Origin of the sequence: Phenylobacterium kunshanense, from assembly GCF_003254525.1 — a bacterium.
Taxonomy (GTDB): domain Bacteria; phylum Pseudomonadota; class Alphaproteobacteria; order Caulobacterales; family Caulobacteraceae; genus Phenylobacterium; species Phenylobacterium kunshanense.
The window spans coordinates 115,913-137,850 of record NZ_QFYS01000010.1 but is presented as its reverse complement, the minus strand read 5'-3'; the positions used below and the strand labels follow the sequence as shown (position 1 = coordinate 137,850).

At 69.6% G+C, this 21,938-nt stretch carries 20 protein-coding genes; 10 read left to right on the top strand and 10 right to left on the bottom strand.

Translation table 11 applies throughout. The features are described 5' to 3' along the window. Position 1 precedes the first annotated feature (1 nt). Positions 2-1,603: a carboxylesterase/lipase family protein gene (locus tag DJ019_RS18595; RefSeq protein WP_240606541.1), complete on the top strand. Its 1,602-nt coding sequence runs from the start codon at positions 2-4 to the stop codon at positions 1,601-1,603. Between the two features lie 22 nt (positions 1,604-1,625). Here DJ019_RS18595 and DJ019_RS18590 read toward each other — a convergent pair whose 3' ends face one another. From DJ019_RS18590 to uvrC, 3 genes are all read right to left on the bottom strand, one after another. Beyond that, positions 1,626-1,895 (bottom strand): YdeI/OmpD-associated family protein, encoded by a 270-nt coding sequence (locus DJ019_RS18590; protein WP_111277858.1) that lies wholly within the window; start codon positions 1,893-1,895, stop codon positions 1,626-1,628. Between the two features lie 8 nt (positions 1,896-1,903). Beyond that, complete coding sequence (locus tag DJ019_RS18585; RefSeq protein WP_111277856.1) at positions 1,904-2,635, bottom strand: ankyrin repeat domain-containing protein; 732 nt, start codon at positions 2,633-2,635, stop codon at positions 1,904-1,906. Positions 2,636-2,737: 102 nt separating this feature from the next. Beyond that, complete coding sequence (uvrC, locus tag DJ019_RS18580) at positions 2,738-4,615, bottom strand: excinuclease ABC subunit UvrC (RefSeq protein WP_111277854.1); 1,878 nt, start codon at positions 4,613-4,615, stop codon at positions 2,738-2,740. Between the two features lie 164 nt (positions 4,616-4,779). On the opposite strand from uvrC, the gene DJ019_RS18575 reads away from it, so the two are divergent. Next, on the top strand, positions 4,780-6,273 hold the full coding sequence (locus DJ019_RS18575) for a sensor histidine kinase (protein WP_111277852.1): 1,494 nt from the start codon (positions 4,780-4,782) through the stop codon (positions 6,271-6,273). Here the strand turns inward: DJ019_RS18575 and DJ019_RS18570 are convergent. After that, entirely contained in the window at positions 6,263-8,053 is a 1,791-nt protein-coding gene (locus DJ019_RS18570; RefSeq protein ID WP_111277850.1) for a long-chain-acyl-CoA synthetase, read from the bottom strand. The genes DJ019_RS18575 and DJ019_RS18570 overlap by 11 nt on opposite strands. Positions 8,054-8,331: 278 nt before the next feature. Here DJ019_RS18570 and DJ019_RS18565 point away from each other — a divergent pair, with 278 nt between their 5' ends. Beyond that, positions 8,332-9,126 (top strand): hypothetical protein, encoded by a 795-nt coding sequence (locus DJ019_RS18565; RefSeq protein ID WP_133255334.1) that lies wholly within the window; start codon positions 8,332-8,334, stop codon positions 9,124-9,126. 85 nt (positions 9,127-9,211) lie between these two features. On the opposite strand, the gene DJ019_RS18560 is transcribed toward DJ019_RS18565, so the two are convergent. Both DJ019_RS18560 and DJ019_RS18555 read right to left on the bottom strand, forming a co-directional pair. Further along, positions 9,212-10,306 (bottom strand): hypothetical protein, encoded by a 1,095-nt coding sequence (locus tag DJ019_RS18560; protein WP_111277846.1) that lies wholly within the window; start codon positions 10,304-10,306, stop codon positions 9,212-9,214. A gap of 141 nt (positions 10,307-10,447) precedes the next feature. Further along, a complete protein-coding gene (locus DJ019_RS18555) occupies positions 10,448-10,942 on the bottom strand; it encodes an FKBP-type peptidyl-prolyl cis-trans isomerase (RefSeq protein WP_111277844.1) in 495 nt (164 codons plus the stop codon). A gap of 169 nt (positions 10,943-11,111) precedes the next feature. Here DJ019_RS18555 and DJ019_RS18550 point away from each other — a divergent pair, with 169 nt between their 5' ends. The 3 genes from DJ019_RS18550 (at position 11,112) to DJ019_RS18540 (ending at position 13,163) form a co-directional block, all read left to right on the top strand. Then, entirely contained in the window at positions 11,112-11,432 is a 321-nt protein-coding gene (locus tag DJ019_RS18550; protein WP_111277842.1) for a DMT family transporter, read from the top strand. A 77-nt stretch (positions 11,433-11,509) separates the two neighbouring features. Continuing rightward, positions 11,510-12,718 (top strand): acyl-CoA dehydrogenase family protein, encoded by a 1,209-nt coding sequence (locus DJ019_RS18545; RefSeq protein ID WP_111277840.1) that lies wholly within the window; start codon positions 11,510-11,512, stop codon positions 12,716-12,718. A gap of 10 nt (positions 12,719-12,728) precedes the next feature. After that, positions 12,729-13,163 (top strand): globin, encoded by a 435-nt coding sequence (locus tag DJ019_RS18540; protein ID WP_111277838.1) that lies wholly within the window; start codon positions 12,729-12,731, stop codon positions 13,161-13,163. Here DJ019_RS18540 and DJ019_RS18535 read toward each other — a convergent pair. Further along, positions 13,124-14,071, bottom strand: a complete 948-nt coding sequence (locus DJ019_RS18535) for an alpha/beta fold hydrolase (RefSeq protein ID WP_111277887.1) — start codon at positions 14,069-14,071, stop codon at positions 13,124-13,126. The two genes, DJ019_RS18540 and DJ019_RS18535, sit on opposite strands and share 40 nt — an antisense overlap. A gap of 255 nt (positions 14,072-14,326) precedes the next feature. On the opposite strand from DJ019_RS18535, the gene DJ019_RS18530 reads away from it, so the two are divergent. Then, on the top strand, positions 14,327-14,998 hold the full coding sequence (locus DJ019_RS18530; RefSeq protein ID WP_111277836.1) for a Crp/Fnr family transcriptional regulator: 672 nt from the start codon (positions 14,327-14,329) through the stop codon (positions 14,996-14,998). A gap of 190 nt (positions 14,999-15,188) precedes the next feature. Here the strand turns inward: DJ019_RS18530 and DJ019_RS18525 are convergent, their stop codons facing one another. The 3 genes from DJ019_RS18525 to DJ019_RS18515 form a co-directional block, all read right to left on the bottom strand. Further along, positions 15,189-16,103: a sulfotransferase domain-containing protein gene (locus tag DJ019_RS18525; RefSeq protein WP_205854205.1), complete on the bottom strand. Its 915-nt coding sequence runs from the start codon at positions 16,101-16,103 to the stop codon at positions 15,189-15,191. Between the two features lie 125 nt (positions 16,104-16,228). Further along, positions 16,229-17,401 (bottom strand): serine hydrolase domain-containing protein, encoded by a 1,173-nt coding sequence (locus DJ019_RS18520; RefSeq protein ID WP_111277832.1) that lies wholly within the window; start codon positions 17,399-17,401, stop codon positions 16,229-16,231. Positions 17,402-17,503: 102 nt separating this feature from the next. Beyond that, on the bottom strand, positions 17,504-18,802 hold the full coding sequence (locus tag DJ019_RS18515; protein WP_111277830.1) for a tetratricopeptide repeat protein: 1,299 nt from the start codon (positions 18,800-18,802) through the stop codon (positions 17,504-17,506). 145 nt (positions 18,803-18,947) lie between these two features. On the opposite strand from DJ019_RS18515, the gene DJ019_RS18510 reads away from it, so the two are divergent. The 3 genes from DJ019_RS18510 (at position 18,948) to DJ019_RS18500 (ending at position 21,889) form a co-directional block, all read left to right on the top strand. Then, complete coding sequence (locus tag DJ019_RS18510; protein ID WP_111277828.1) at positions 18,948-19,610, top strand: TetR/AcrR family transcriptional regulator; 663 nt, start codon at positions 18,948-18,950, stop codon at positions 19,608-19,610. 146 nt (positions 19,611-19,756) lie between these two features. Next, the gene (locus DJ019_RS18505; RefSeq protein ID WP_111277826.1) at positions 19,757-20,869 is read left to right on the top strand and encodes an NAD(P)/FAD-dependent oxidoreductase; all 1,113 of its coding nucleotides are present in this window, start codon (positions 19,757-19,759) and stop codon (positions 20,867-20,869) included. A 12-nt stretch (positions 20,870-20,881) separates the two neighbouring features. Further along, positions 20,882-21,889: an NAD(P)H-dependent flavin oxidoreductase gene (locus DJ019_RS18500; protein WP_338066111.1), complete on the top strand. Its 1,008-nt coding sequence runs from the start codon at positions 20,882-20,884 to the stop codon at positions 21,887-21,889. The last annotated feature ends 49 nt before the right edge of the window (positions 21,890-21,938 follow it).

Below are 21,938 nucleotides of genomic sequence, written 5' to 3'. Positions count from 1 at the left end.
GATGAACATCATGGCGAACCGTCGGGCGATCCTCGGCGGGGCTGGCGCGACGTTGCTCCTGGCCGGAACCGCGCGGGCGGCGACGACCGACATCTTCCCGATCGTCGAGACGGCGGAAGGCAAGCTGCGCGGCCTCGCGTCGGGCGGGATCAAGGTGTTCAAGGGCGTGCCCTACGGCGCCGACACGTCCGGCAGGAACCGCTTCCTGCCGCCCCAAGCCGTGAAGCCCTGGGCGGGGGTCCGCGACGCACTGGACTACGGCAACGTCTGCCCGCAGATGCCGGGCGACCGGCGAAGCGACTACGCCAACCTGATCTTCCTGGACTACCAGCCCGGCGGCATGGGCGAGGACTGCCTGAACCTGAACGTCTGGACGCCTGAGCTGTCGCGCACCGCGAAGAAGCCGGTGATCGTCCGCTTCCACGGGGGCGGCTTCTATGGCGGCTCCAGCAACTCGCCGGGCATGGACGGCGAGATGCAGGCGCGACATGGTGACTGCGTGGTGGTCAGCGTGAACCATCGCCTCAGCGCGTTCGGCTTCCTGCACGTGGCGGACAGCGGCGCGCCGGCCCAATTCGCCCAGAGCGGCATGGCCGGGATGCTGGACCTGGTCGCCGCGCTGCGGTGGGTGAACCGCAATATCGAAGCCTTCGGGGGCGACCCGGCCCGCGTGCTGATCATCGGCCAATCGGGGGGCGGGGCGAAAGTCAGCGGCCTGATGGCCATGCCGTCGGCGAAGGGACTGTTCCACCGCGCTGTGCAGATGAGCGGCGCGATGCTGCGGGTGGCTCCGCGCGAGCGCGCCAAGGCGACGGCGGACGCGTTGCTGAAGAGCCTGACCCTCGGCGGCGGTGACATGCGGAAGCTGCAGGCCATGCCGTTCCACGATCTGCTGTCCGCCCAGGCGGACATGGAGGCGGCCCAGCGGGCGCGCGGCGAGGCGCCGAACTCGTTCACGCCCGTGCTGGACGGCGAGGCCATGCCCCGCCATCCGTTCGACCCGGATGCTCCGGCGATCAGCGGCGACGTGCCGATGATCGTCTCGACCACGCTCGACGAGCGGACCTACCGGCAGCGGAACTTCGACGAGACGTGGGAGGGCGTGACCAAGATGCTGACGCCCCGCGTCGGCACGCGCGCGGCCGAGGTGCTGGACCTCTACCGCCAGGAGGACCCGCGGGCGTCGCCCTATCTGATCCAGTCCCGGATCATCAGTGACATGGGGCGGGGCGCGAGCTTCGCCATGGCCGAGCGCAAGGCCGCGCTGGGACGGGCTCCGGCCTACGTCTACCTCTGGAAGGCGGCGAGCCCGGCCTGGGGCGGCCGCTATGGCGCGACGCACGGCGTCGACGTGGGGCCGAGTTCACGGGAAGTGCGGGGCGCGCTTCAGGGGGCGAACCCAATCAGCGCCAGACTGACCGACGAACTGTCCTCGGCGATCGTCGCCCTGGCCGCCACGGGAGATCCGAACACCAGCAAGCTCCCCCGGTGGACGCCCTACGACGCCGAGACCCGGGCGACCATGGTGTTCGACGAGCCGGCGAGTTTCCTCCAGCCGGACTATCGGGGCGCCTTCCGGAGGCTTTGGGCCAACGCGGCCTGAACGATCCGGGAGGGCGCGCGCCTTAAGGACGCCCCGTCCGCTCCCGATGCGGGCAGCCCGGCCAGCAGCAGGGCCGCCGCTTGCCCGCCTTCAGGTCTTCGCGGGCACGCTCCACGTGCTTGCGCCGCGTCTCGGGCTTCTTCACGGACTCGACCCAGCAGATCCACTCGTTGCGCGCGAGCGGGGTGATGTCTTCCCACCTCGCCAGCGCCTCGGGGTCGGAGAGAAACACCTCGCGAAGATCGTCGGGGGTCTCGTGCACCACGCCGGAGCTGATGTGCGGGATCGTCATGCCTTCCCTCAACGCCCCTCAAGCAGCGCCACGATCTCCGGGTTCCCGGCCCGGCGTGCGCGGGCCAGGGGCGTGACCCCGTCGGCGCCGGCGCGGTCGAGGCGGGCGCCCTTGGCGAGCAGGGCGCGGACGATGTCGGTGCGGCGGCCCTGGGGCAGGGCGGCCCAGGAGGGCGGGCGGTCGACGGCGTAGTCGATGGGCGTGTAGCGGCCGCTGTTGGTCGCGTTGGGGTTGGCGCCGGCGTCCAGGAGGATCTGCGTCACGTCGAGGGCGCCGGCCTCGGCCGCCAGCATCAGCGGGGTGAAGGTGGAGGGACCGACGCGGATGGGTGTGTCGAGCCCGATCTTGCGGGCGGCGACCAGCCGGAGGACCTCCAGCGCCTGGGCCCTGCGGGCGGGATCGGGCGCCTCGTCCCGGCCGAGCAACGCCACGCCATTCATGGCGAAGAAGGCCGAGCCGAGCGCGTTGTCGCCGTTGGGGCCAGGGGCGGCGGGATCGGCGCCGTGGTCCAGGAGGGCGCGGACGGCGCGGGCCTTACCCGACATGGCGGCGATGGCCAGGGGCGAGCCGTGGGGGCCCAGGGCGCGCGGGTCGGCGCCGGCGCGGATCGCCCGGTCGATGGCGGCGGGGTCGTCCTGCATCACCGCGATCTGCAGCGCCTCGGGCGTCTGGGCTGCGGCGGCGGCCGGGGCGAGAAGGAGAGCGAGCGCCGTAAGCGGGGCGGCGAAGGACTTGGGCATAGAGAGGGTCCGGGAACGTGAAGGGCGGCGGAGAATGTCGGCGTTCGCCCAGAAGCTCAACGCGGGCGTGTAGCGACTCTCGGGCCTGGAACTGGGGTCGAGCTATTTCCGGAAGAAGTCGAAGATGCGCTGGGCGAGTTGCTGGCTGACGCCGTCGACCTTGGCGAGGTCGTCGACGCTGGCCCGGCTGACGCCGCGGGCCGAGCCGAAGGCGTGGAGCAGGGCGCGCTTGCGCCCGGGACCGACCCCGTCGATCTCGTCGAGGGGGTTCTTCTTCAGGTCCATGGACCGGCGGGTGCGGTGGCTGCCGATAGCGAAGCGGTGGGCCTCGTCGCGCAGGCGCTGGAGGTAATAGAGCACCGGCGACTTGTGGTCGAAGCGGAACGGCTCCTGGCCGGGGATGAAGAAGCGCTCCATCCCGGCGTCCCGGTCGACGCCCTTGGCCACGCCGACCACGGGGATGTCGTCGACGCCTAGGTCGGCCATCACCTCCATCACCGCCGCGATCTGGCCGGCGCCGCCGTCGATCAGCACGAGGTCGGGGCGGACGGTCTCCTCGCCGGCCTCCTCCTCCTTCACCAGCCGGCCGAAGCGGCGGCGCAGCACCTCCTTCATCATGCCGAAGTCGTCGCCGGGGGTGAGGTCCGTCCCCTTGATGTTGAACTTGCGGTACTGGCTCTTCTGGAAGCCCTCGGGGCCGGCGACGATCATGCCGCCGACGGCGTTCGTGCCCATGATGTGGCTGTTGTCGTAGACCTCGATCCGCTCTGGCGGGCCCTCCAGGCCGAACGCCTCGGCGACGCCGGCCAGCAGCTTCGACTGGGCCGAGCTCTCGGCCATCTTCCGGCCCAGGGCCTCGCGGGCGTTGGTGTGGGCGTGCTCGACGAGCTGTTTCTTCTCGCCGCGCTGAGGGCGGCCGATCTCGACCTTGCGGCCCGACTTCTGCTGGAACGCCTCGGCCAGCAGTTCGCGCTCGGCCGGCTCGACATTGACCAGGATGAGCTTGGGGATCGGCTTGTCGTCGTAGAACTGGCCGAGGAAGGCGCCCATGACGTCGGCGTCCTCGTCGGTCTTGTCGACGCGCGGGAAGTAGGCGCGGTTGCCCCAGTTCTGGCCGGCGCGGAAGAAGAACACCTGGACGCAGGCCTGGCCGCCCTCGGCATGCAGGGCGAAGACGTCGGCCTCCTCCAGCGTCTCGGGATTGATCTGGGTCTCCTGCGCCACCGACGCCAGGGCGCGGATGCGGTCGCGCAGGCGGGCGGCGCGCTCGAACTCCATCTCGTCGGATGCGGCCTGCATCTCGGCTGACATCCGCTGCATGACCGCCCGCGACCTGCCGCGCAGGAAGGCCTCGGCCTGCTCCACGAGGCCCGCGTAGTCCTCAAGGCTGACGAGGCCCGTGCATGGGGCGGCGCAGCGCTTGATCTGGTGCAGCATGCAGGGCCGGGTGCGGCTCTCGTAGACGCTGTCGGAGCAAGACCGCAGCAGGAAGGCCTTCTGCAGGGTGTTGAGCGTCTTGTTCACCGCATTGGCGCTGGCGAACGGGCCGAAATAGTCGCCCTTGATGGTGTGGGCGCCCCGGTGCTTTCGGAGCTGGGCGGCGGGATGCTCGCGGCGGATGACGATCTCGGGGAAGCTCTTGTCGTCCCGGAGCAGGACGTTGAAGCGCGGCTTGAGCTGCTTGATCAGGTTGATCTCGAGCAGCAGGGCGTCGGTCTCGGTGCGGGTGGTGACGAACTCCATCGACCGCGTCGCGTCGACCATGTGGGCGATGCGCTGGGTGTGGAAGCGGCCCTGTGCGTACTGGATCACCCGCTTCTTCAGCGACCGGGCCTTGCCCACATAGAGGACTTCGCCGTCCTCGCCCATCATCCGGTAGACGCCCGGGCGATCGGGCAGGCGGCGCACCTCATCCTTGATCAGCGCTGCGCCCTTAAGGGGCGCGCCCTCAGTCGGCGGCGAAGACGGTGCGTCCAGCATGGGCGGCAATATAGGCGAGTCCGGCCGCCGCTGCAGGGCCGCGACACGGCGGCGCATCGGCTGGCGCTCTTGGCGCCCGCGCATCATATTGGGGCGGGTCGGGGACAGCTCCGGTGGAACAAGCGGCGCCGTTCGGCGTTTGCACCCCCGGAGAAAAGGAACATATGCGCGCCGAGATGGAAGCCGTGATGGCAGGCGCAGCCATGCCCGACTTCGCCGCTCTGTTCGGCGCGCTGCCGAGTCCGCACATGGTGCTGGACCGTGAACTCAACTACATCGCGGTCAACCAGGCCTATTGCACGGTGCTGGAGCGCCGTGCCGAGGATCTGCTGGGCCGGAACCTGTTCGACGCCTTTCCGAACCCGGGCGAGGGCGGAGGGCGCCTCCGCGCCTCGTTCGAACGGGTGCTGGAGACCGGCCAGCCCGACACCATCGCCCTCATTCCCTATCCAATCGAGCGGCCAGCTTCCCGGGGCGGGGGGTTCGAGATGCGCTACTGGTCGGCGGCGCACGTGCCGCTTCTGGGACCCGATGGCCGGACGGCGTTCATTGTCCAGAACACCGTGGACGTGACGGAACTGCAGCGGCTGAAGACAATGGCCTACGGCCCCGGCGGCGAGCCGGCGCCGGGCGAGAAGGAACTGCTGCTCCGCGCCCAGGAGGCGGAGAAGGTGAACCTCTCGCTGCTCCAGGAGACGGAGGGGCTGCGGGACCTGTTCATGCAGGCGCCCGGATTCATCGCGGTGCTCGCCGGCCCCGACCTCCGCTTCGCCCTTGTGAACCGCGCCTACCAGCGGCTCATCGGGCACCGTCAGGTGATCGGCCGCTCGGTGGCCGAGGCCCTGCCCGAGGTGGCGGCGCAGGGGTTCGTGGAACTGCTACAGGGCGTGCTGAACAGCGGTGAGCCCTACATCGGCCAGGCGCTCAGCGTGCGCCTTCAGCGGACGGTCGGGGCGCCGCTGGAAGAGCGGTTCGTGGATTTCATCTACCAGCCGATCCAGGCTCCGGACGGGAAGATTTCCGGCGTGTTCGTGGAAGGCAGCGACGTCACCGACCGGGTGCTGGCGGAGCGCCAGCAGAAGCTGCTGCTCGACGAACTGAACCACCGGGTGAAGAACAGCCTCGCGACCGTGCAGGCCATCGCCCACCAGACCTTGCGCAACGCCGCGACGCCGTCAGACTTTCACGAAGCCTTCGAATCCCGGCTGCTCGCCTTGGCGGCGACGCACGACCTGCTGACCGCCAGCAGTTGGCGCGGGGCGGCGCTGCGGGACCTGCTGCTCGCCGAACTGCGGCCCTTCGCGGCGGAGCAGTACGCCCTGAGCGGCGCCGAGGTGGAGCTGACGTCGGCGGGGACGCTGGCGCTGGGCCTCGTCCTGCACGAGCTGGCCACGAATGCGGCGAAGTACGGGGCGCTCTCCAAGGCGGGCGGCCGCGTCGATATCTCATGGCGCGCGGACGGCGACTGGCTGGACCTGCAATGGGCCGAGACGGGCGGGCCGCCGGTGGCGCCGCCTACGCGGCGCGGCTTCGGCTCGCGGCTGATCGAGCGGAGCCTGAAGGATCAGCTCGGCGGGGTGGCGCGCCTCGATTTCGATCCGGCCGGCCTGATCTGCGCCATCCGCCTGCCGCTCCAGACGGGGGCGATCAGATCTTGATGGCGCCGGACACCAGCTTCTCGTGGGTGGCCTTGGTGAGCTTTGCGTAGCCCTTCTTCGGGTCGTGGAAGAACAGGGCGCCCTTGATCTTCGTTGGGTCGAAGCCATCGGCGACAAGGTCGACCTTGCGGACCTTGAACGTGCCGGTGGTGTCCATGGCGGGCAGCAGCCGCACGAACAGCGGCTGGGCGTAGGAGGGCAACTCGCGCGACACGTGCTCGCCGAACGCCACGGGATCGAACGCCCCATCCATGACGATCGCGGCCATGCCGGCCCGGCCATCCGCTCCCTCCACGGCGACACCGTAGACGGTGGCCTCAAGCACGCCCGGGAAGGCCTGGATCCGCTCGGCGACCTCGCCGGTGGAGACGTTCTCGCCCTTCCAGCGGAAGGTGTCGCCCACCCGGTCGACGAAGTAGAAATAGCCGTCGGCGTCCATCTTCATGAGGTCGCCGGTGGAGAACCAGGCGTCGCCGCGCGCCAGGACGTCCCGCAGCACCTTCTTGTCCGATGCGGCTTTGTCGAGATAGCCGGTGAAGTCGGTGCGCGCGTCGCCGGTTCCGATCTGGCCGATGCAGAGGCCCACCTGGCCGGCGCCGCATTCGATGCACAGGCCGCTAGGCCCCCTGACCGGTTCCTCGGTTTCGATGTCGAACTGGACGAGGCGGACGTTGACCTTCTTCTTCAACCACTTGGGGACACGCCCGATGGCGCCCTCGCGGCCGTCGAAGTTGAACATCGACACATTGCCCTCGGTCGAGCCGTAGAACTCGAGGATCTCGGGGATGCGGAACCGCTGCTTCAGCGTGGGCCAGACATCGGGCCGCAGGCCGTTGCCGAAGGCCATCCGCAGCTTGTGCCGGGTCTCGTCCTCGTCGAACTCATGGTTCACGAGGTAGCGGCACAGCTCGCCGATGTAGACGAACATGGTGCAGCCCTCGGCGACGATCTCCTTCCAGAAGTGGCTCGCGGAGAATTTCCTGCGAAGCACCACCGAGCCGCCATTGAGCAGCGCCGCGCCCAGGGCGCAGAGGCCCCCGGTGGCATGGTACAGCGGCAGGGTCACGTAGATGCGGTCCGTGTCCCGGGCGCCCGTCGAGCCCGCGAAGCCGCGCATGTAGAGCTGGGCGCGCATGTGGGTGATCCGGGCGGCCTTGGGCAGGCCGGTGGTGCCCGACGTGAAGATCAGCAGCGCGGTGTCGGCGGCGGTCATGCCGTCTCGGACGCCACGGTCCGGCGGCAGGGATGAGCAGCTCTTGAGGGCCTGGGCGAGGTCGCGCTGGTCGCCCTGCGCCGGGCCGAGGATCCACTGCTGCATCGGCCGCTCCAGAAGCGCCCGCGTCGCCTCGAACACCGGCGAGGTGTCGGCGTCGACGATCACGTGCGCCGCGCCGCTGATGTTGAGGCAGTGGGCCAGCGGCAGGCCGGCGAGCTGGCTGTTGATCAGGGCGGTGACCACCCCGACCTTGGAGAGGCCGTACCAGACGGGAAAATATTCCAGCCGGTTCGGCATGAAGAGTGCGACCACCTGGCCCCGGCGCAGGTTCATCCCCTTCGCCCAGTGCGCGTAGCGATTGGCCATGGCGTCCAGCTCGCCATAGCTGAGGGTGCGCCCCTCGAAGGTCATGGCCGGGCGCTCGCGCCACTGGTCGACCGCCGCCTGCAGGTCGTCGCAGATCAGGTTGTCGGACTCGCGGGCGATGGACTTGACCCGTTTCAGGGTCCGGCTGAGCCCCTGCCAGTATCGCCAGTCGCGCTTGAGCCTGGCCTTGAACCGCATTCGCACCTCCAGTCGCAAGGGCCAGCTTGGCGAGCACCGGCGGGGGCGGTCAAGCGCGGTGGGGTCGCATCCACAGAAGTCCCGGCGGCAACTGTGCAGTTTCAGACTATGGCGGAGGTGTGTCTAAATCTGGGAGTCGTCTTGGCGTGTAGATCGTGAGTTGGCAGGCCGACATCCTCCGCATTCGAATATTCCGTGCGCAAACCTCAAAAGGTCTATGGAACTCGACGCCAAGACCGCCGTTATCGCCGTCCGACACTTCCCTGGAGGGACATGCGATGACTATGGACTACAACCCTGATCGTCGGGAGACTTCCGTAACCGACGCCGAGGGCGTGATGTTCGCGCCGAACCCTGTCTGGGACCGCGCGTCCCGGCGCAAGCGTGGCCTTGGCGGCCGGCGCGCCACCCCCATCGCCGCTTCGGAACCGCGGACCTTTGCGGATGACGCTTCCCACACCGAGATCAACGACGACGCGCCGGGCATGTTCGCCGCCGCCGATCGCAGGACCGGCCAACGCACCACCCGCGGCAAGGCCTCGGCCGGTGTCGCGCCCGCGGCGTTCGCCGCCGGGGCGGTCGCCCTTGTGGCGCTGGGCGCGACGGGATGGTGGATGAGCCGCGACGCGAGCGGAATTCCGGAACTCACCCCGGGCTCCACGACCAGCGAGGTCGCCGTCGCGCCGCTGACGCCGGCTCCCGCTCCGATCGCGCCGCCGGAAATGGCGGTGAACCCGCCGTCGATGTCGGCCGCCGCGGAGGCCCCGGTCCGCCTGGCCGCCGCGGCTCCCGAGCGCGTGCAGCGCAGCGCTCCGGCGGTTCGCACTCGGCCGGCGGCGACCACCGCGCCGAACGCCGAGTCCTCCGCGGTGAACGCCAGCGCGACGCTGCCTGACGGCCCGCAGCCCTATACGACCCTGAACCCGACCGTGGCCCCGACGCCGGCCAACCCGCCGCCCAACCAGGCGGTCAATCCGCCGGAGCCGATCCCGTCGACACCGCCGATCGTCACCGACCCGCCGCCCGAGGCGACGGACACGGTGACCCCGGACACGACCACCCCGCCGCAATAAGGAAGGGCGGCGCTTCGCAGGAAGCGCCGCCCCTCTTCTTTGCGACATCCGAATGCGCCGAACGCGGTGCTGGGCAGGAGGCCCGCTACTGCGCGCCCCCCGCAGGCTTCTTCGCCGCCGCCGCGGCCGCGGCCTCGGCCTTTTCGCGCTCTTCGGCCCGGGCGCCGGCCAGGATGCCCGGAAGGGCGTAGTTGCCCTCGTGGCAGGCGTACTCGTAGATCCGGCCGTCCAGCGGCGAGAACTCGTACTCGCCGCCCCAGGCGCTCTCCCAGATGTCGGGATCTTCCACGGTGAAGGCGTAGTGCAGGCGGTATTGGCCGACGCGGGTGAACTTCTCCGTCACCTTCAGCTTCTGCCACGAGCCCATGAAGTGCTGCGCCTGCGGAATGTTGGTCGTCTCGACGACCAGGGTGTCGCCCTCCCACCAGCCGATGGAGTCGCCCATGTAGGGGCGCACGCCGTCTGTGCGGTGCTTGTCGTTGAGCCGGACGATCCGCGCGTCGTGGTTCATCTCGACCTCGATGACCACGGCGTCCTTGGTCTGAAGGATCTGGTAGTTGTTGTTGTAGAAGCCGTTGGGGAACATCGGCGGCCCGGCGTTGCGGCCGAACGACATGATGCAGCGCTCGCCCAGCGAGCGGACTTCCGGTCCGTCGAACGAGCCCATGCCGCCTCCGAAGCGCGGGGGCGGCGGCGCGCCCGGCTTGCGGGCCGGCGGCATGCCGTTGGGCGTGGTGATCAGCGAGGTGCGCGGCTCGCCGTTCACGCGCATCACATGGCTGCCCGGGTCGAGCCAGCCGCGGTTGTATCCGCCCACGTCGCCGCCCGCGGCCGCGAACTCGGGCCGCACGTTGGTGCTCGGGGTGGCGCGGGCTTCGGCCGGGGCGTTCGGATCGGTGGGCTCGTTGCCCTCCTCGACCTCGGCCTCGGCGTTCTGCTCCATCTCCTTCACCTCTTCGGGCGTGTAGACGAGGCGGTCCTTGAACTGGGGCCGGCGCACCATCGGCGTCAGGGTGGCGTTGCTCCAGAAGCCGGAGAGATCGGGCTGGCCGAATGCGTTCCGCGGGGCCTTGTAGGGCTTCGCGGCCGCGCCCGCCTTGGGCGCATCGGCGGCGTGGGCCAGGGGCGCGAGCGCAGCGGCGCTGAGCAGGGCGGCAAGGGCGATGGCGGCGCGGTTCACTTCGGTTTCCCCCAGGGTCTTCGGCGCGGGCTCTTCCGGCCGCGCGTCATACCGAATTTACGACTCCGGCGCGGCGGGGGCAATGAAAGAGGGGTTTCAGTCCGGAAACGCGCGGCGGGGTCCCTTCAGCCGCCCGGCGTTTCACTCGGCGGGGATATCGATCAGCTCGATCTCGAACAGGAGGGTGCTGTTAGCGGGAATCGGATCGCGCCAGCGGTCGCCGTAGGCGATCGGCGCGGGGATCACGAACTGCCAGGTCTCGCCGACGCGCATCATCGGCACGCCCTCCTGCCAGCCCTTGATGAGCCGCGGCAGGGGGAAGGTCGCGGGTTCGCCCCGGCTGCGGGAGGAGTCGAACTCGCGCCCGTCGATGAAGCGGCCGACATAGTGAATGGTGACCGTGTCGGTCGGGGCAGGCCGCCGAGCGCCGGGCCGGGCCGCCGAGACGCGGCGATACTGCAGGCCCGAGGCGGTGACCTTCCAGCCCGGCCGGGCGGCGGACCAGGCCTCATAGGCGCGCTGGCCCTGTTCCCACTGCGCCTGGGGCGTTCCGGAATAGGTGACCTGTGGCGCCCGCGCCGTGGCGCAGGCGGTGAGGGCGAGGGCGGCGAGGCTGGCGATGGCGATGCGGCGCATGGCGGAGGCGTAGCGCGCCCGGACGCCGCTGGCGAGGGGCGGGGCCTTCCCCTTCCGCGGATCGCATCCTAGATCAGCGCCGCGGCGACCACGTTCCCGCTTCCGGCCGGATGTCCTGGCGCCGGGACTTCAAGACCGGGACGGCCCGGCGCTCCGAAGGGAGGTCGCCGTGGCGTGGATCGCGCTCACCATCGCCGGACTGTTCGAGGTCGTCTGGGCCTACACCATGAAGCTGTCGGAGGGCTTTTCGCGCCCGCTGATGACGGCCGTCACCCTGGTGGCGATGTTGATCAGCTTCGGCCTGCTATCCTGGGCCATGCGCAGCCTGCCGCTCGGGACGGCCTATACGGTGTGGACCGGCATCGGGGCCGTGGGGGCGTTCCTGGTCGGGATCCTGGTGCTGGGCGAGGCGGCGAGCCCGATGCGGATCTGCGCCGCGATCCTGATCGTCAGCGGCCTCGTGCTGATGAAACTGTCCAGCCCCGGCTAGAACCTTCCCCCACGTGAGTCTTGGCGCCGCCACGGCAGGGTCCCTAATCTGGGTCTCAAGAGATCAGGAGCTACGCCATGGCCGACTTCGGCGCCGACATCGACCTCGAGGCCTTCCGCAAGGAGGCGCGCGAATGGCTGGAAGCCAACTTCCCGCCGTCGCTGAAAGGCAAGGGCTCGCTGGCATCGGCCGAAGTGCGCTCGAACGAGCCCGACCTCGTGAAATGGCGCAAGGCCATGGGCGAGAAGGGCTGGGGCACCCCGACCTGGCCGAAGGAGTACGGCGGCGGCGGGCTCACGCCGCAGCAGGCCAAGGTGCTCGGCCAGGAGATGTCGAAGGTCGGCGCGTTCAACCCGCTGATGTTCGGGATGGGCGTGACCATGATCGGCCCGACGATCCTCGACTACGGCACCGAGGAGCAGAAGAAGCAGCACATCCCGCCGATCGTGCGGGGCGAGGTGCAGTGGTGCGTCGGCTATTCCGAGCCGAACGCCGGCTCGGACCTGGCCTCGTTGCAGACCCGCGCGGTGGACGCCGGCGACAAGTGGGTCTTCAACGGCCAGAAGACCTGGACCAGCGGTGCGCAGTATTCCGACTGGTGCGGCCTGCTGGCGCGGACCGACCCCTCGGCCAAGAAGCATGAGGGCATCAGCTTCTTCCTGGTGAACATGAAGCAGCCGGGCATCGAGACGCGGCCGATCGGCCTGATCTCGGGCGCCTCGCCGTTCTGCGAGACCTTCCTGACGGACGCGGAAGCGCCGAAGGACGCGCTGCTCGGCCAGCTCAACGTCGGCTGGACGGTGGGCAAGCGCCTGCTGCAGCACGAGCGGGCCAGCCAGACCGGCGCCTCGATGGGCGGACGGCCCCCGCGGCCGCTTAACGAGATCGCCAAGCAGTACATCGGCCTGGACGACAGCGGCCGGCTGGCCGATCCCGACTTCCGCTCGCGCCTGGTGAAGCACGAGATCGACGCCAAGGCCCACACCCTGACGCTGGCTCGCGCGGCCGCCGAGGCCAAGGGGAACAACAGCCCGGGCAACGCCCCGTCGGTGCTGAAGAACTCGGCCACCTGGGTCGCCCAGACCCGCGCCGAGATGACCCTGGAGCTGATGGGCCACCAGGGCCTGGGCTGGGAGGGCGAGGCCTTCAACGAACACGAGATCGAGTCGGTCCGCGCCTGGCTGTGGGGGAAGGCGATGTCGATCTATGGCGGATCGCAGGAAATCCAGTTTAACATCGTCTCCAAACGCATCCTGGGCCTGCCCGACACGACCCAGAGCACCTGAGGACGCCCCCATGACCGCTCCGGCCTTCGCCCACGCTGCCGAGATCGAACGCAGCCTGGAACTGATGGCCGAGCGGTGCGAGGACCCGGCGCCGCTGGTCTATGGCCGCGTCTTCGCGGCGCACCCGCAGGTGGAGGCGCAGTTCTGGCGCGACACCAACGGCACGATCCGCGGCGAGATGCTGGCGCGGACGTTCTCGGCGATCCTCGATTTCGTGGGCGATCGCCTCTACGCCGACCATCTGATCAAGACCGAGGTGATCACCCACGAAGGCTACGAAGTCCCGCGGGAGGTGTTCTCCACCTTCTTCGGTTTCGTGGCCGAGGCGGTGCGCGAGGTGCTGGGCCCTGACTGGACGCCAGCCACCGAAACGGCCTGGCGCGAGATGCTGGCCGAGATCCAGCGCTACCTGGACGCCACGCCGCGGGTGGGCGCGCCGGCCTGATCCTGCAGGGACTGAAGGAACGCGCGCGCGTCGGCCGCCGTCTGGTCGGGAAGCTGCTCCATCGGCACGTGGCCGCCCTCAGGGTAGGTCACCAGCTTCGCGCCGGGGATCGCCGAGGCGAAGCCCCGCGCGTGCGCGGCCGGGATCACGGTGTCCTTCTCCCCGGTCATGACCAGCGTCGGCGCGCGGATGGCCTTGAAAGTCTCGGGCGTCACGGTCCTGGCCGGCGCGCTGCGACCGCTGGTGAGGATGGCGCGGTGGCCGGGCGCGCGGGCAAGCTCGACGTAGCGGGTCACCAGCTCGGGCGTGACCAGGCGCTCATCGCCGTAGGCCTGTTTCAGCCCCTTCTCGGCCATCAGGCCGGGATCGGCGTTGCGAAGGATCGTGCGGCCGACCGGATTGCCCAGCAGCTTGAAGACCAGCGGGGAGCCCTCGCGGCTGCGCTCGGGATCGGGCCAGCCGGCCGCATCGACCAAAATCAGCCCCCGGACGCGGTCAGGATGAGCCAGGGCGTAGTTCCAAGCAACGCCGCCGCCCATGGAATTGCCGCCCACCACGAACCGCTCGATCCCGAGCCTGCGGGTGAGCTGGTCCACGACCGCCACGCTCCGGTCGGTGGAGGCCTGGAAGTCGGCCGGGGCGCGGGTGAGGCCGTGACCGGGCAGATCCAGGGTGACGATCCGGTACTCGCCTCCGAGACGGGCGACCCAGGGCTCCCAGGCGTGCAGCGAGGCGGAGAACCCATGGGCGAGGACCACCACCGGGGCCTCGCGCGGGCCCTCGTCGCGGTAGTGGACGCGCAGGCCGCTGGGGAGGTCCATGTAGCGCGACGCGGAGCTGGCGTACCGCGCCTCGAGCGTCGCGTAGGGGATGTCGCGGGCAAGGCAGCCGGTCAGGGCCACTGACATGGCGCCGATGGCCAACAGGCGTACGAGCGGAAACAGGGTCGCCTCCCTTTATTTTCCGGGAAGGTCGGGGTCGCGCGGCGGCCGGTCAAGCCAGACGTGGCGCGCTTTTGGCGCCAGCTTTCCCCATTCTGGGTAGCAAGCTGATCGTCAGCAGGCCAACCCTTTGATTTCAGTCATGTGTGACGGGTGTGTGACCGTCCGAAGGTGGGCCTGCTCGCGCGACGGACTGTTCCGCCGCCGCGATCGGAGTTGTGTATGAACAACGATGACGCGCCGCTGCTGGACGAGGCGCGCCACTGGCAGGTGGCGTTCGAGCGAGGGCAGGTCATCTACGATGAGGGCGATCCCGCAACCGCGATGTACCGGGTCGACGAGGGTTGCGTTCGCCTGCAGATCAACGGCGCCGACGGCCACCGGCAGATCCTGGCCTTCCTGCTGCCCGGGGACCACTTCGGCTACAGCATCGACCAACAGGTCTCGTCCGCCGAGGCGGTCACCGACGTGACGCTCACCCGCTACCCGCTGCAGTCCGTTCTGGAGCTGTCGGCGCGGTCGACCGAGGTGACGATCAAGCTGATCCGGACAAGCAATCAACAGTACCGCGAACTGGCCCACCACGTGGCGCACGTGGCGCACCTTCCGGCGGCCGAGCGGGTGCAATGGTTCTTCACCTGGCTGTGGCGACACGAGGGCGGCCGGCCGGGCCGGACTGTGCCCCTGCCCATGAGCCGCCGGGACATCGGCGACTTTCTCGGACTGGCGCCGGAGACGCTGAGCCGGGTGCTGAAGGAGCTCGCGGACGAAGGCGTGCTGACGATCAACGGACGGCGCAGCTTCACGCTGCGACGGACCGCCTTCGACGTGGGAGACGGCGAGTCCGCCGGGGCCGCGCGAGAGGCGGGCGGAACATCGGACGTTTCTCCCTGAACTTGACCTCGATCAACACGGGCGAGATCCGGCCGTGCTGTATTGGCGGTGCGGCGAGAGCCGCTTCACCATAGCGTCCAGCGCCCACACTGGACGGCCCAAGGATGACGCTGGCGGCCCTGTCCCCCATAACCGCCAGCGCAGCCGAACGCTCCGGGATGCCCTCCCGGGGCGTTCTTGCGTTTCGGGGTCAGGCAGCCTTGGCTGGCGCCTGGCGCTCGCCCGTGGCGAGCCAGTGGGCGCACTCCCGGCCGAGCTTTTCCACGGCCATCTGTTCGTAGTCGCGGCTGTCGCCCTCGGTCAGGACGGACTGCCAGCGGCCGTTGACGCCCTTGTTGATGAAGGTGCTGGCGCCGCCTTCCCACACCGCGCCGCCCAACGGGGCGACCTTCTCGGCGTTGGCCTTCATCCAGTCGAAGGTGCAGTGCTCGACCACCTGGGGCCAGCGGTCGGCGGGGACGTCTACGCCGAGGAATTCAGCGATGCCCTGCATCTCGCCCGCAAGGTCGCGTTTGAGATCGGCGAAGTGGACCAGTTTGACGTTCGGCAGGTCGCGGATCGCCCACCAGGTCGCGATGTTCTCCCAGAACGACCAGAACGGGGCGCCGTCGTTGTCGAGCCAGGTGCGGAAGTAGCGGCGCGGGTCGGGATCGGCCACCGGCAGTTCGGGACCGACGAGGCCGGGCGTGCCGTTCAGCAGCTCATAGGCCAGGGGCGCGAAGCCCGCGTGGTGATTGTAGAGGCTCATCACCACGTCGCGGCCGTCGCGGGCGACATAGAGGTACTTCGCCTTGGGCGACATCACGAGCGCATCGACCGGCAGGTGGGTCTTCAGCACCCGGCGATGCGTCTGGGCGAGCACGGCCTCGCGGACCTCGGGGGGAATGATCCGCATGTCCCACCAGGGCGAGAGATCGGCGATCCGCACGTCGGGGTCGCCCTGGAAGATGAGCTGGCCGACGATCTGCTGAGTCCAGGTGGTGCCGCTCTTGGCGTAGGTGCCGACGATCACGTCGTCGTCGCGGAAGGCGAAGTCGTTCCACACGGTCGAGTCCATGTGGTGGTTGTGAAGTTCGCGGGTCTTTCGGGGGAGGAGGGTGGTCACGGAGCTGGTCTGCCTTCGGTCTTTCGAGGGCGGCAGGCATAGAACCGCGTTCTTTGATCCTCAATCCGCGATTCCGCCGACCGGTCCGGCGCTTGTGCAGGCGTCCGGACCGGCGGGCGTCCGTATCAGTGCGCCTTGGCGGCGGCGCGCGCAGCGTTGATGAAGGCCGCGCGCGACAGGGTCAGGTCGCGGCCGACCGCCGTGGGCCAGGCCGAGTTGATCACCACGACGATGCGATCATCCCGGAACGTGCTGATCGACTGGCCAAAGATACCTCGGGCCTCGTAGGCGCCGTAGGGAGCCATCCACCAGAAATAGCCGTAGCCGGGCGCCGGCGCGCCGTTGGTGATCTGGGGCGAGGTGGCCTCCAGCGCCCAGCTGGGCGGCAGCATCGGCTGTCCACCGGCGCGGCCCTCGTCCAGCATGAAGAGGCCGATGCGGCCATAGTCGCGCAGGGTGATCGACATGCAGCAGCCGCCGCGTTCATGGCCCGCCGGGTCGACGACCCAGATGGCGTCCCGCTCCATGCCGAACGGCTTCCAGATCTTTTCGGAGGTGTACTCCGCCAGGCTCTTGCCGACCGCGCGGGACACCAGGATGCCCACGAGGTCGGTCTCGCCCGTGTTGTAGTTGAAGAAGGTCCCGGGCTCCTTGGCGCGCGGCAGCCGGCTCATATAGGTGACCAGCGGATTCTGGCCGGGGGTGACCGGCAGGGTCGCCGAACGGGCGACGTCGGAATTGGGATCGGCGTAGTCCTCGTTCCACTTCACGCCCGAGCTCATCATCAGGAGCTGGCGGACCGTGACGCCGTCGTAGCCGGAGCCCTTGAGCTCGGGGATGTAGTCGGTGACCGGGGCGGACATGCTCTTGATCTTGCCGTCCTGGATCGCCGCGCCCACGAGGGTGGCGGTGACCGACTTGGCGACCGAGAACGAGGTCCAGCGATCCTCGGGCTTGCGGCCCATGCCGTACCGCTCGAGCACCACCTTGCCGTCCTTCAGCACCAGGACGCCCGAGACATTGTAGGCCTTCATGTAGTCGTCGAGGGTCCAGCGCTTGCCCTCGTAGTCGAAGGCGACGTCGATCTGCCGGTCCGCCATCGGCAGGGGATGGACCTTGTCGCCGCGCGGCACGGTGGCGACCTGGTAGACGCTCTCGATGTCGCGGTACCAGTCGCTCTGCTGCTGGGGACTCCAGACCAGGATCGAGGGTGTCCCCGGCTTGAGCGGGACCTGGGCCTGGGCGGCGCCCACGACCATGCACGCCGCGGCCGCGGCCAGACCAAGCACCTTACGCATGAGAACCCTCCCCGATTTTGGCGGCAAGGCTAAGGAGCTTCCGCCTATCGAACAACACGCACGTTCCCGGCCGGCGTCGAACCGGCCGGGACGCCGCGCAGGTCAGGCGGCAAGGGCCCTGATGGCTTCGCGAGCGAGCGGCATGGCGGCCTCCCGCTCGGCCAGCAGGGCGCGTTCCAGGGCGGTCGCGCCCGCGCGGCGGGCGGCTGCGATGAGGGTGAGGTCCAGGACGTCCCGCTGGGCGTGGCTGCCGCCGAACCGGCCGGCGCGGTTGCGGACGTCACGCAGGAGCTCGATGGCCTTGGCGTCGTCGCCGCGCCCGAACGCCTGGATCGCCGGGATCGTGAAGCGGCCCACATCGCGCACGAACATGGCGTTGTCGCCCGGTCCCGCTATCGCCTGGTCCTGCGCCGCCAGCAGCGCGGCCTGGTCGGCGTCGCGGCCGGCGCCCACATAGGCCATCATGGCATGGGTGTCGACGAAGGCGTTCCGGCCCGCGGGCTCGCTCGCGAAGCGGTCGGCGAGGATGTTCCAGCGCCCGCCGACATCCACGCCCATAAGCTCCAGGCGCCACAGCAGGGCGGCGGCGTCGGCCATGTTGAACCCGAAGGCCGTCGGCTCCCCGTAGATCGGACCATCGTAGAGGGCGAGCACTTCGCTGGTCTCGCCGAGGCCCATGTGGAAGAGGGCCGTGTGCCACCAGTTGTGGACGCCCAGCATCGCTTCCGGCTGCCAGGCCGCGTTCTCCTGGCGCATCCAGCGGACCCCGTCGGCGTGCCGCCCCTGCATGACCATCACGTGGGCCACGGCGTGCTGGGCCCAGTTGTTGCGCGGCTGCAGCGAGATCGCCTCGCGGCCCGCGTCCTCGGCGCGCTCGTAGTGGCCGGTCTCCTCCAGGCCGAAGGCGTGCAGCCCGAGCACCCCGTGCCAGCCGGGCATGTCGCGCGACCAGTGCGGCAGGACGCGGCCGATGCGATCGCGCTTCATACGCGCATCGCCCAGCAGGAAGTCCATGTTCTGGCCCGCCTGCAGCGCCAGCAGGTCATGGGGGTGCTCGATGGTGACGTCTTCCAGGATGCGCGCGGCGCCGCGGAGTTCGCCGGCCAGCAGGGCGGCGAGGGCGGCGATGTGGCCCTGCTCGCGGGAACTGGCCGGCAGGGTGCGGGCCGCCTCATAGGCCGCCGCGCCGATGGCCGCCGTGGGGGTGTCGGCGCCCATCAGGGTGATCCAGCCCTTGAGGACGTGGGCCATGACGAAGTCGGGGCTGTCCGCGAGCGCGGCCTCCAGGGGCGTGAACGCGTCGCCCGCGTAGCAGATTTGGGCCTCGAGGGCCTTCTGGTATAGTCCGGCGGCGGTCGCGCTCGCGCCCGTCAGCTCCAGGCCGTGGTGATCCTTCGCCATGTCTCGTTCTCCTCAATCTCGGGGCGGCGAGGGGTACGGGGTCTGAGGCCACGTCTCCAGCGGTCGCGCGGTCGGTTCGCAGGTCGGCGGGTTTCCAGCGTAGTTTGAACGGCTTGGCCCGGATGTGAAGCAGGACTCGTCGGGAATGGCGTCGGAAGGCCAGGGCAAAACTGCACCCGCGGTGCAGTTGGAACCGCGCTCCAAGGGCGAACGGACGCGCGAACGCATCCTGGACCTCACCTACGAGAGCGTGATCCGGAAGGGGTTCGCCTCCACCTCGATCGAGGAGCTGGTGGACGCCGCGGGCATCACCAAGAGCGGCTTCTTCTACCATTTCAAGGACAAGAGCGATCTCGCCCGGCAGCTCATCGAGAGCTACACGACCCGCAACGCCCAGTTCCTGGACGAGATGTCGGCGCGCGCCAGAGAGCTGTCCGACGACCCGCTGCACAGCTTCCTGATCTTCCTGAAGTTCTACGCCGAGGCCATGGAGACCCAGACCGACGGGCACCCCGGCTGCATGGTCGCCACGGTGACGTTCCAGGACCAGTCGTGGGACCGGGCGACCCGCCAGCTCGTCATCGATCATGTGGTGAACTGGCGGACGCTGTTCCTGTCGTGGCTGCGCGAGATCGCCGACGCCTATCCGCCCAAGGGCAAGGCGAGCCTGGAGGACCTGGCCGACGCGATCCTGGCCTTCACCTATGGCGGCATGACCATCGCAAGGGCCCTGCAGGATTCCGGCGCGATCAGCCGCCAGACGATGATGTTCCGCGAGACGGTGCGCCTGCATTTCCTCGGGGCGTAGGGGGCGCTTCGCGGGAATGGCAGAAGACGCGGAAGACGCCGAGCGGGGCGCGGCGCGGTCGCGTGACGTCCTCTTCTGTGCCTTCTGCGTTTTCTGTGGTTTCAAAAGGCGCTGAGGCGCCTGGGCTGGCGCGGTAGCGGGGACGGATGGCCGAGTTCGATTTCGATGCGGTGGTGGTGGGCGCGGGCGCGGTGGGCCTGGCCTGCGGCTATGCCCTGTCACGCCGCGGGCTGGTGGTGGCCGTGCTGGAGCAGGACTCCGCCATCGGCCAGGGCGTCTCCTCGCGCAATTCCGAGGTCATCCACGGCGGGCTCTACTATCCGACCGGCTCCCTGAAAGCCCGGCTGTGCGTGGAGGGGCGGCGGATGCTGTACGCCTTCTGCGACGCCCATCACGTCCAGTACGACCGCTGCGGCAAGCTGGTGGTGGCCGAGACGGAGGCGGACCTGCCGCGGCTGGACGCCATCCTGGAACAGGCCCTGACCAACGACGTCGAGGGGATGGCGCGGCTGACCCGCGCCCAGGCCCTTGCGCTGGAGCCCGAGCTGTCGTGCGCCGGCGCGCTGCTGTCGCCGCAGAGCGGGGTGTTCGAGAGCCATGCCTACATGCTGGCCCTGCAGGGCGAGATCGAAACGGCCGGCGGGGCGGTGGTGCTGTCCACGCCGTTCGAGGGCGCGACCCCGCTGGAAGGCGGCGGCTTCTCGGTGCGCGCGGGCGGGCCCGAGCCCACGACCCTGACGTGCCGGCTGCTGGTCACGGCGCCGGGGCTGAGCGCCCAGCACGTGGCGGGCCTGATCGAGGGCTTCCCGACGGACCAGATCCCGCCGGGCCACTACGGCAAGGGCATGTACTTCCGGCTGGCCGGCAAGGCGCCGTTCCGACGCCTGATCTACCCGCCGCCCATCCCCGGGGCGCTCGGCACCCACTATCGCCGCGACCTCGGCGGGCAGGCGGTGTTCGGGCCGGACCTGACCTATGTGGACACCCTGGACTACAGCGTGGATCCCTCGGCCGCGGCGGGCTTCTACGCCTACATCCGCAAGTTCTGGCCGGGCCTGCCCGACGGCGCGCTCACCCCCGACTACGCCGGCATCCGGCCCAAGATCCACGGGCCCGCCGACCCGCAGCCGGACTTTCGGCTGGACGGGGCGGACCTCCACGGCCTGCCGGGGCTCGTCGCGCTGTTCGGGATCGAGAGCCCGGGCCTGACGTCGTCCCTGGCGATCGGGGAAGAGGTCGCGAAGCGGCTGGGGCTCTAAACGATTGTTTGAATTCCGCCGTCCCCGGGCGATATTCCCCTCCAAAATGGGGAGGACGACATGAAGAACCGCATCGCCGACCTGCTGGGCGTGCAGTATCCGATCGTGCAGGCGCCGATGGGCTGGATCGCGCGCTCGCAGCTCGCCAGCGCCGTTTCGAACGCTGGCGGCCTCGGGATCATCGAGACGTCTTCGGGACGGCTCGACGAGGTGCGCGAGGAGGTGAAGAAGATGAAGACCCTCACGGACAAGCCGTGGGGGATCAACGTGGCCCAGGCCTTCGTCCGCGATCCTGACATCGTGAGCTTCGTGGCCGACCAGGGCGTGCGGTTCGTCACCACCTCGGCGGGGGACCCTAACCGCTACTGCGAGGCCCTGAAGGGGCGGGGCCTGACCGTGTTCCACGTGGTGCCGTCGCTGTCGGCGGCGCTGAAGGCGATCGAGGCCGGCGTGGACGGCCTGGTGGTGGAAGGCGGCGAGGGCGGTGGCTTCAAGAACAGCCGCGACGTCTCGACCATGGTGCTGCTGCCGCTGGTCGCCTCGAAGACGGGCGTGCCGATCATCGCCGCCGGCGGGATCACCGATGGCCGCAGCATGGCCGCCGCCTTCGCCCTCGGCGCCGAGGCGGTGCAGATGGGCACGCGCATGGTCTCGGCCGCCGAGAGCCCGGTTCACCAGAACTGGAAGGACGCCATCGTCGCGGCCAAGGAGACCGACACGGTTTTCCTCAACCGGCAGGGACCCGGGCCGGCGCTGCGGGCGCTGCGCACCGAGCGGACCACGCGGCTGGAGCTGGAGCCGCCGCCGAACATCATGGGCGAGATGGCCAACATCCTCGACCTCTACTTCGGCGGCGATCTGGAGGCGGCGATTCCGCTCACCGGCCAGGTGGCGGGGCGGATCGAGAGCGTGAAGCCGGTCGCCCAGATCCTCCGCGAGACGATCGACGAGTTCGAGGCGGTGATGACCGAGCTCGGCGCCCGGTACGGCCGCCATTCCGATCCGCTCGTCCCCGCGTAGGCGGGGACCAAGGCAGCCTCGCGGAGGACGGAAAAGCTGCTTGGATCCC